At 39.6% G+C, this 9315-nt stretch carries 8 protein-coding genes and 1 pseudogene; 7 read left to right on the top strand and 2 right to left on the bottom strand.

All coding sequences use genetic code 11. From position 1 onward, the window contains the following. Window positions 1–159 (bottom strand): annotated as a pseudogene (locus tag BR86_RS15830) (transposase); the annotation flags it as partial. Window positions 160–1052: 893 nt separating this feature from the next. On the opposite strand from BR86_RS15830, the gene BR86_RS16405 reads away from it, so the two are divergent. The 7 genes from BR86_RS16405 to BR86_RS15390 all read left to right on the top strand — a co-directional run bounded on the left by BR86_RS16405 (window position 1053) and on the right by BR86_RS15390 (window position 8282). Continuing rightward, window positions 1053–1229: a DUF6680 family protein gene (locus tag BR86_RS16405; RefSeq protein ID WP_242841620.1), complete on the top strand. Its 177-nt coding sequence runs from the start codon at window positions 1053–1055 to the stop codon at window positions 1227–1229. 2 nt (window positions 1230–1231) lie between these two features. Further along, window positions 1232–1558 (top strand): DUF6680 family protein, encoded by a 327-nt coding sequence (locus tag BR86_RS16400; protein WP_330372152.1) that lies wholly within the window; start codon window positions 1232–1234, stop codon window positions 1556–1558. Between the two features lie 99 nt (window positions 1559–1657). Then, complete coding sequence (locus BR86_RS0113445) at window positions 1658–2521, top strand: hypothetical protein (RefSeq protein WP_031474735.1); 864 nt, start codon at window positions 1658–1660, stop codon at window positions 2519–2521. A 17-nt stretch (window positions 2522–2538) separates the two neighbouring features. Further along, window positions 2539–5148, top strand: a complete 2610-nt coding sequence (locus BR86_RS0113440; protein ID WP_031474733.1) for a P-loop NTPase family protein — start codon at window positions 2539–2541, stop codon at window positions 5146–5148. A 116-nt stretch (window positions 5149–5264) separates the two neighbouring features. Then, on the top strand, window positions 5265–5756 hold the full coding sequence (locus BR86_RS15820; protein ID WP_075034494.1) for a DUF4869 domain-containing protein: 492 nt from the start codon (window positions 5265–5267) through the stop codon (window positions 5754–5756). Further along, window positions 5753–6751, top strand: coding sequence for a hypothetical protein (locus BR86_RS0113430; RefSeq protein ID WP_031474729.1), 999 nt, complete (start codon window positions 5753–5755; stop codon window positions 6749–6751). The genes BR86_RS15820 and BR86_RS0113430 overlap by 4 nt, the downstream gene beginning before the upstream one ends. A 43-nt stretch (window positions 6752–6794) precedes the next feature. Beyond that, on the top strand, window positions 6795–8282 hold the full coding sequence (locus tag BR86_RS15390) for a toll/interleukin-1 receptor domain-containing protein (protein WP_051684824.1): 1488 nt from the start codon (window positions 6795–6797) through the stop codon (window positions 8280–8282). A 577-nt stretch (window positions 8283–8859) separates the two neighbouring features. On the opposite strand, the gene BR86_RS0113420 is transcribed toward BR86_RS15390, so the two are convergent. Beyond that, window positions 8860–9231 carry an ATP-binding protein gene (locus BR86_RS0113420; protein ID WP_330372151.1) on the bottom strand — a complete coding sequence of 124 codons (372 nt, stop codon included), beginning with the start codon at window positions 9229–9231 and terminating at the stop codon, window positions 8860–8862. Window positions 9232–9315 lie beyond the last annotated feature (84 nt).

Raw genomic sequence — 9315 nt, 5'->3', positions numbered from 1 at the left:
ACCGTCCGGGAAAGCCCCAATCGCTTTTGTACGGCGCTTGATTTCCCGGTTAACCCGTTCTGTTGTATTGTTGGTTCGGATTCTGTTCCAGTGTTCGGTTGGATAGTCCATGTATGTGAGCGTCTCTTCGATGCCTTCTTCAACTTTGTGCGCAGCTTGGGAAGTAAGCGTTTTCAGCCCAATTTTTTCGTCCGCACCTCCCTATCCCATCGAATAGTCATAGTAATAGGGGGCGGGTTTGCCCTTCATTTTTTTATATGTAAACTTTAAAAGTTTCATCACCGCGCCTCCAATACTCTCTCAAAAATTCATTTCTGGTTTCGTTTTCTGACAAAACACTGACACAACAGATTCACATATAGTTTTACGGCCTTTTGAAAAACCTTGATGCTAACTTCCTCGAAATGCTGTATACTGTAAAACATGGGAACACCTTTCTTTGCTTATGCTTGTTTTGGTCGTGCTTAACATCATAACACAAAGTGGTGTTCCCTTTTGTTTTTTCTGAATCCGACTAAATCTTTACGATAGCTTAAAGACCGATAGATACTTTTGCACAGTGCCCCCTATACGGCATATTTTCGTTGATAGAATCGTCCCAAATTAAGAATCAGCTAAGGATGTAAATGCGTGAATAACACAATGGTTTTATTGACATTTTACAAAAGCAGTTTGCGAAATAAAGAACACTAACTGCGTATTTTGGGGAGAGTAGACGAAGTATCCAGCGCGACTATTCGAAGTATTTGGGCAATATAAGATGAGTTTCATGAATCTATCCGATACTGTATAGAGTCGGAATTATCAAGGAGAGGGAGAAAAGATAGTGGTGGTGAAGAAGGTGGGCGAAGAGGGTAGTGTAATTTAATCGTCAACATTGGAGTTGAATTGAAATGAAAAACTAAAAACGATTCACCGGTTGTACAGAGAATATAGGGGTATTATCTGGTGTGCCCTGGAAGTTTGGATGAAGTAGAGTAAACAACTTGGAGAAATTAGAAAACAGATATAAAATTGAATTATCATAAACGCAGGTTAAATTGAGGGCAGATATGAAAACAATGGATATAATTAACCTTGTTGCAATAATATTTTCTCCGATTATAGCAGTGATTGTGGGACAAATTTTGCAGAATAATAGAAAAAAACGTGCAGATAAGCTGGAAATATTTAAGACTCTTATGATTAATAGAGGCTTAGCTGGTCTGTTGATAGCGTTCGAGCTTTAAATATTATCGAAGTTGTTTTTGACGATGAAAAAAGTGTTTTGAATCAATGGAAAGCATACTACGACAAGTTATGTGTTGAGAATCCCAGTGAAACAGACCTATCTAAAATTAAAATAGAAGGTGATAAATTACTGGAAGTGATTGCTAAATCATTGGGATACAAAATTTCATTGGAGACGATACAAAAACCATATTTACCAAAAGGATTAGCAGATCATGTGAATCAGGAGCAACAATATATGAACAATCAATTAGCGGTTATGAAGATGATGCACGCATATATAAATCAGGTGAGTGCTAATGAAACAAAACGTTGCAAAAAATTGTAGGGTTAAGTTTGAACGGTTTTAGACATTTGCAAATGAAGATATTATGAGCAATATAGTGAGATGGTATTCTATGTTGTAAACGGAAAGCGGGATACTATTATGACAAAACTCTACTGTGTGACGGGATACAAATTACATAAGGGTGATCCGATTATTAAAGGCCATCAGGCACGTGAAATGGTCGTGCAAGAGGCAAAAGATTATCTGAATGCGGAACTACTAAAGTCTGCAATTAATCTATTATCACCAATTGTTGATAATATTTATAGAATCAATCCCGTAAAGGATTCAGCCGAAGAGTATCGAACCACGGTGTCTTCTTTGAATAGTGATAATTTGGAAGCTCATTTGACGGTGGATCGTCGATTTAGATCATACACGTTGGAATTCGATATGTTTCTGGATTATTGGGAAGCCTATATTGCGCATCATAAGAGAATCGATCATAGCTTTGATGATGAGCTGATTGCTCAATATAAGACGGTGTTTAGAATCTTGACATCAGAGGCGTATGACAGTCATGTCGAATATCAGCTTCTTGATCTTATTCGAAACCAAACAGCGCATGTACAGAGTCCGGTTAATCGAATATATGTGGGAACAAATGGGAATGAGATTTACTCCGATCGAGATGTGCTTCTCGCAAATTGCAAGAGCGGAGAGAACAAGAAAAGGATTCTGAAAGCGCAGGAAAAGGAGATATCTCTTAGCCCAATTGTGGATGTGACGGAAAAGTGTCTTTGTGATATTCATGCGGGATTGATAGATTATCAGATAGATAATCTTGTGATAAAGGAAGCGAAGACAATAGAATATTTTTTGAAATATACGATATCTAAGGGAATGCTTTGCCAGCCATGGCTCCTGATGGAAGATGGGAATCTCCAGACAATGTATCACATTCGAGATATGAAGGCTTATGCGTATCTGATGGAGAGAATTTCGAAGAAAATGAATGTGTGATATGAGGTTGAAGAGGCATGCGGAGTAAAATCGCAACTGTAGCAGGAGTTTTGACAGTAAGTTATATCGCGTTTGCAGCAATGAATAGGATTACATTGGCTGCATATATTGGCATATTTGATATCGTTGTGTTTTATGCTCTGATTACCTATTTTGACAGAAAGAACACTGCATTTATTGAAGATGTCCTTATTTTTGGAAGTGCCAATGGCATAGCATATGTTTTGGAAAGAATTTTTTGGGGAAATGTAGCCTCTTACGAGATTACTGGAAGGGGGATCGCGTTTTATATAGGCATTTCCATTATGATTTTGCTGTATGCGGTAATGATCATTGGTATTTCTATTTTTCGCTTAGACAACCGATACAAAGAAGATACCTGTAGATCGTGTAATGTGGATTTCAGATCATCAAAGACAGAAATATCGGATTGGTTTATCCAGGAAAGAAAATACGATTTGTACAGGCTTGAGGAATACCTGACGAATGAGAGGATCGTAGGTATCAATGGTGCCTGGGGAACAGGAAAGACAGAACTTAAAAGGGAATTCTGTAGGAGACATTCTGAGGATATCTATGAGATCAGAATCGATGCTTTGACCTGTAATGAAGGGGAATTGGACGCTTTTGTAATAGGGGAATTGGAAAAACGACTTGCGGATAACCATATCTTCTCGAAGAATTCAAAGGCTTTAAAAGGCATTCTTTCAAAACATTCCTTTTTGAATGACATAAGAATGTTGCTTTGGAGTAGCAATGATACAAAGGTCAGGCTGTTAGATTCCTATAAAGAAGACGTTCGAAAACTTAGCAAGTCGGTGATTATTTCCGTAGAAGATCTTGACAGATTGCAGGATGAAAAGGCAATCCGAAAGATACTTGATTTTACCGAGAGATTGTCAGCCGATCATATCCGGGTAATATACGAGTATGATGCCAAGCGTCTGAGTGAAATGGGATTTGGAAGGGCGTATTTGGAGAAATATATTCCGTATGTTGTTAACCTCACAAATATACCGTTTCAAAATGCTATAGATTATTTCGAAAGACAAGGAATGATTGCTCGCGAAGATTATAGATTCCTGACAGATCCGATCTATCCGGAAAGGATCATAGAGGATGAACTGGGATTGAGGGGGATCGTAAAGCTTGAGATGCCAAACCAGCCTCTTCGTATTGTTAAGACCTTTTTGGAAGAATGTAAGAAGTATTTAGCGCATGAAGATTTGCTCCCAGAGAATAAAAAGACAATTATCGCATTTTTCTTCATGAAGCATTTTCTCAACGGAATCTATGAGGAACTGGAATTCCGCTTTGATTGTCTGACGGAGATGAGGTTCGAATCTCCTGTGACACATAAGCGATATAGCATGCAGGAACTTATCAATGAGGTCAGATATAATATAGATAACGATGGCAAAGATAGTAATGAAGAATATGGGCTTACCAAAGATATTGTAAAGCAGTTCTTTCAGAATGGTAATAAATCTGTGCCGGAGTCGGAAGAGCAGAGATCGAATCGAGAAAAATTCTATCTGTTAAATCTGCTTGGTTACCAATTCCAGTATATGGATGAAGAATATAAGCAGGAATTGCAGCAGAAGAATGCTGTCGGGATGGAGAAAAAGAAAAAAATAGTGTATGAGAGCATTTTCCATGAAACAGAGAAGAGCCTGGAACATCATGACTACAATGAGAAAATCAGCAGACTGATCAGAAACCTTCATGCGAACGGCTTGTCGGAGTATACAGACAATGAAGCCGTTGCTAAGGAGTTTATTGATTCGGTTCTGTATGCTGAGAATATGCCGGGCGCGTGGAAGCAGTTTCTCGAAAAGTGTTACAAGGGTGAACTCGACAGGGACAATTTGTTTCATTTTACAATGCTGGGTGAGTACGATGTGGATCTTGCAAAGGCGTTATCGATCTTTCTGGACCGTGGAGATCAAAAAGCGCGAAGAGAGGATGTCTGGAAGCGATTTTTGACATTTCGATATAAAGTCACAGGTGACCGGTTTGGAAACAAAATTACGCCGGAATACATATCATTTTGTTATTATATAGACATACCTACTCGGGATGTGTATCTGCAGCAGATAAGAGAATTTAATAAGATGGAAATTGTGGGGAATCTTAAGGGGGAACTGATATATAGAGAATTCCTTAAGAAGTATTTTGACTATGGATTCAAACTGGGATTTTGGGACAGCCCGTCTGATAATCGCCTGGATTATAATGTTGAGGAACCTTCAAACATTGATTCTGTTATTGACTTTTTGCAATTTGGTGTTGAGAAAATCCAGAGGCAATGCGCATCTGGGATTTTTATGGGAGGCGCGCTTAAGGATTATCGGGACGTAGGTAAATTCATAGAGAAGAATCTAGAGATATTAAAGTTGGATTCACCATCGAAAAGAAAAGATATCCGAATATCTACAAGTGTCAGATCTGTTCCGCATTATCAGGATAAAGATACCTATTCGATTATGGAACGAAAGTGTAAGAGTGATATAAGTAAAGACAATTTCATATCGGAGCTGAATAAAAACTATGAGAATAGTTTGCTTTCCATAAGAGAGATGAGGAACCTTGTAACAATGTACGATGAATGCCATAAAGAGTTGTAGTATGGAACATGATGATATTATCTCTCAGATAAATTTGTGAAAAAACGAAGAGGAAATTTTGCTATAGTTGCTTTGCTAAAAGATTAGTACAGTTATTAAGAATGAGAAGGTAATCGATGTTAAGCATTTTTTTTGGATATGACAAAGACGCGATATTGAACGTAGATACATATTTCAATAATACTTACGATGAAGCTTATTTTGACGATCCGTTTGTTAGGATGATTATAAGTAAAGTTGATCATTCGGAAGTGCAGGACAGGCAGTGCATATTATCCCCTGTTCTTGGGCAGATACCGCCTGAACGTTTATCCGGAGGAGCCAAGGCGCTGATACTGATGTATGAAGAGGATGATTTTTATACGGATTTGATCGTGTGTGGACGGAATTGCGAGAAGCTGATCCTTGATATTGCAGAAAAGAAAAGTATAAAGTGCAGTCTGAGCGGATATGATATTTCGTTTGATAATCTCGGAGATAATGATCATCCTACACCCGTTCGATGCGAAAATGATGGCAGCCTGCTCCGAAATCACGAGGAGTTTGTATTAAAGATGCTGGAGCTGGTCGGAAAAAAGATTCCGGTACCCGGAGGTAATCAGGGATGAAGGGAAGACATGAAATTCGTGTCGTTTCCAGAAAGACGGTTTACAGACTGGAATTGGAACGCAAGGTGTCTGTGATCAAGGGGAACAGCGGCACGGGGAAAAGCTCATTGATCAGACTCATATCCGAATATTTGGAATTTGGTAAAAAGTCAGGGATAAAGATAAATGTTGATTCATCGGCTTCACTTGGGGTGCTGACCAATTCATCCGAATGGGAAAAAATCCTCAGTTCCGTACATGATACGGTTTTATTTGTAGATGAGGATGTGGATTATATATACAGCGACAGCTTCCAAAAAGAATTATGGAAAGCAGACTGTTATGCCGTTATTGTGTCACGCAGTGGCGGTTTTACGGGGATACCGTATTCCATTTCGGGAATATATGAGTTCGTGACAGAAAAGAAGGATGAGAACACCATCACTTCAATGTATCGGTTATATGGAGAAGAGCATAGGAGCGGCGATTTTGAAACGGTCTTAACGGAAGATTCGAATTCTGGTTTTGAGATGGCAAAATATGCATTTGATTATGGCGGTACAGAAGTGTTGGCAGCAGGAGGGAATGCATCTGTTTTGGGTGTCCTCATTAAGAACTGGAAACCGGATGGTCAAATTTGTGTTAACGTTGACGGAGCCGCGTTTGGGGCATTTATCGAAGCCGTTCTTAAGTTTGCGGAAATCAAAGGCAATATTCTCGTTTCAGCGCCGGAATCATTTGAATTTGTCATATTGAATTTCAGTGATGTTAAAAAGCATTTATCATCCGATTGCGGTGAACTGATAAGAACCTACGATTATTGTGACGGCTGTGAATACAGTTCCTGGGAACAGTATTATGAGAATCTTCTGGCTGGGGTGACATCGGAGCATTTTGGTTTTACATATAACAAACGAAAGCTGAATCCGCGTTTTAAAAACCGTAAATGCGCAGAACAGTATGTAAATCTGTTGTGTCAGAGCTTTGTCAGAAGACGGGAACAGGAAAAGGCATGATATACTGTAACTATAGGAACATTTACTTTCAGGCACAGAAAGGATGAATAATACGGAAATTTTAGAGGATAATACACAAGTGAAGCAAACAAAAATATTTATTTCACATCGTGGAGACGATGCGAATTATGCAACTGCAATCGTTGATTTTTTTGAGGATCTTGGAGTAATAGCGGACTCGATCGTGTGTACGTCCGTCCCAGGGCATCTTATTCCAAATGGGCAGAAGATATACGATTGGCTTCGAAGTCAGTTTCTTGAATATAATTTGCATATGATATTCTTGTTGTCAGATAAGTATTATGGCAGCCCAGATTGTCTTAATGAGATGGGTGCAGCCTGGATAACAAAGACTGATTCTGATGTTATTCTTTTGCCAGGGTTTGGTCCAGAAAAGATTCGCGGGTGCATCGGTTCAGATACCATGGCAATTCACTGCGATGGAAAGGACGATATTTTAGAGGATAGGATTAAACAGCTTAGAGATAAAGTATGTCAAGAATTCAGTCTGACTTTACCCAAGGATAGACGGTGGCAGAGGATTAAAAATGATGTAATACGACAGTTACGGGAAAGAGAATCAGAAACGGAAGGTGCCATACGAAAGACTGAATGGAACATTCCAATATTTGACGTAAAAATCATTGCACTGAATCACCAGATCCACGGAACAGCAGAAGTAGTGGATATTTGGGGTGAGAAGCCACTTCCAAAACATAAAAATGTTCTTTTTCAAGTTGAACTTTGTAACGATGCAATAGTCAAACACCTAAAAGTCTTTGGAAGAAACATCGAGCCCGGAATTGTAAAAAGGAATAAGCAATATCGGTTCACAATTTGTTATATTGAATCACCAGATACACGTTGGAGTAAGCATGTTTTTGAGTTGAACAGAAGTATCTATCCTGCAGGAGAAGATGGGATTCCTAAGATTGTTCATCTGGAATATATTTTGGATCAAAAAAAGTATCAGCAAGCTTTTTTGCTTGGTGATAATCAGGAATATATTTCTGGCGAACAAGAAGTTGTAGTTTCGAAGAATTTGGACAAAATTATTCAGATGAAGGAGAGAATGAGACAGGACTTTCTTAAATCCAGCGATAAACTCAAGCACTATTCCCGTGAAGAATTATGGAAGAACCCAGAAAAGAAATTTATATCTGATGAAGTAATAATAATTTCCACAGAGTGCAAGGATCCGAAATGGAACACAGATGGTGGCTTTGGAAAGTACGAGATTTATGATTTCTGCGACGAAGGGTTGCTTTGTTGGGATAGTACGGGATTCAAGGCAGAGGTGAAGTACTATATCAGAGAACAGTTGTTGCTTGCTATAGCAAATCGTATGCTCTGTCTTCCTTTTGAAAAGGTGGTTGCGTATGATCTGCATGGAAACACAGGATATAATATGCCAATAATCTATGCGGATTATCCGATTGGAGAATCCCCCTTCCGATACTACTATCGTGATATGAAGAGAGAAGCAATAATAGATAATGGAGTCATTGCTGGGGTAGAGCCGTCAACGTGATAATAGCATTGTGGATTCCTTCAATTAGCCCTCGCGTGACAGATCATGAACAGTGGAACATATGAAAAGGATAATAAAAAGAATCTGTACACATAAAGAGTTCATTCTCAAAAGGTCGCTGAAATGGACAGGGATAGTAATGGCAAAGTTGTCAATGGTCGATTCGACTAAAAGAATAAGTGCTCACTCTCCAACTATCGGAGGGCGTAATGAATCGATGATTACGCATGGCTTCGCAGAGCCACCTATCCGTACTTTGAGAGTCACCATTTCGGAGTTCCGGAGTTGTCCCGTCTGATGACAGATCACTTTGCTTTTTCAGGAGCCAATCTGTAGAAGACTTGTGGGTAGATAAGTAACCGTGTGTAATTTTGATGACCACAAAATGGAAGGCGGGAAGTTTTACGTCATACATTAAAAAAAACAGCATTATGTATTTCAAGCATATCTGAAAAAATGGTGTAACGATAATAGACTATGGTGTTACTGAATATTACGGTGCGGCGGAGCCGCCTGTCCGGTGGTGGCAGAGCCACCTGTCCGGACTTTCGGAGCCACCCCGCTTGAATACTGGTTATCATGCTTTTTCGGGATCTAATCCATAGACCTCCCGCATGGAGATATCTTTGGAAGGATCCGCACTTTCAATGTCGATTTTATACGAATCATAGGATATACGATCCATGATCGCATCGGCAAGAGTGCTTGCGCCGCCGCAAATCTGCTGATACCATTCATCCTTCCGGAACTGGGAGCAGAAGATCGTGGAAGATTTCTTCCAGCGTTTGTGGATCAGCTCAAACAGGTTCCTGGCTTCTGGCTCAGTGAGCTTCAGGAGCAGCCACTCATCGATGATCAGCAGGACCGGCTTCGTATACTTCTTGAGGATGGCGGGAAAGTTCCCATTGTCCCGGGCTGCCTGCAGATCAAGAAGTAAAGATAGTGTCAATAATTTTTCGCAAATTCATTTTCACCCGTCGGCTCACCATCGTTAACTGACTGCAGACTGATCGTCAACCTTGCGCTGAAGTTC

It is taken from the genome of [Clostridium] aminophilum DSM 10710, from assembly GCF_000711825.1.
GTDB lineage: Bacteria > Bacillota > Clostridia > Lachnospirales > Lachnospiraceae > Clostridium_R > Clostridium_R aminophilum.
The sequence above is the reverse complement of the archived record's forward strand: the minus strand, read 5'-3'. Positions and strand labels throughout refer to the sequence as shown.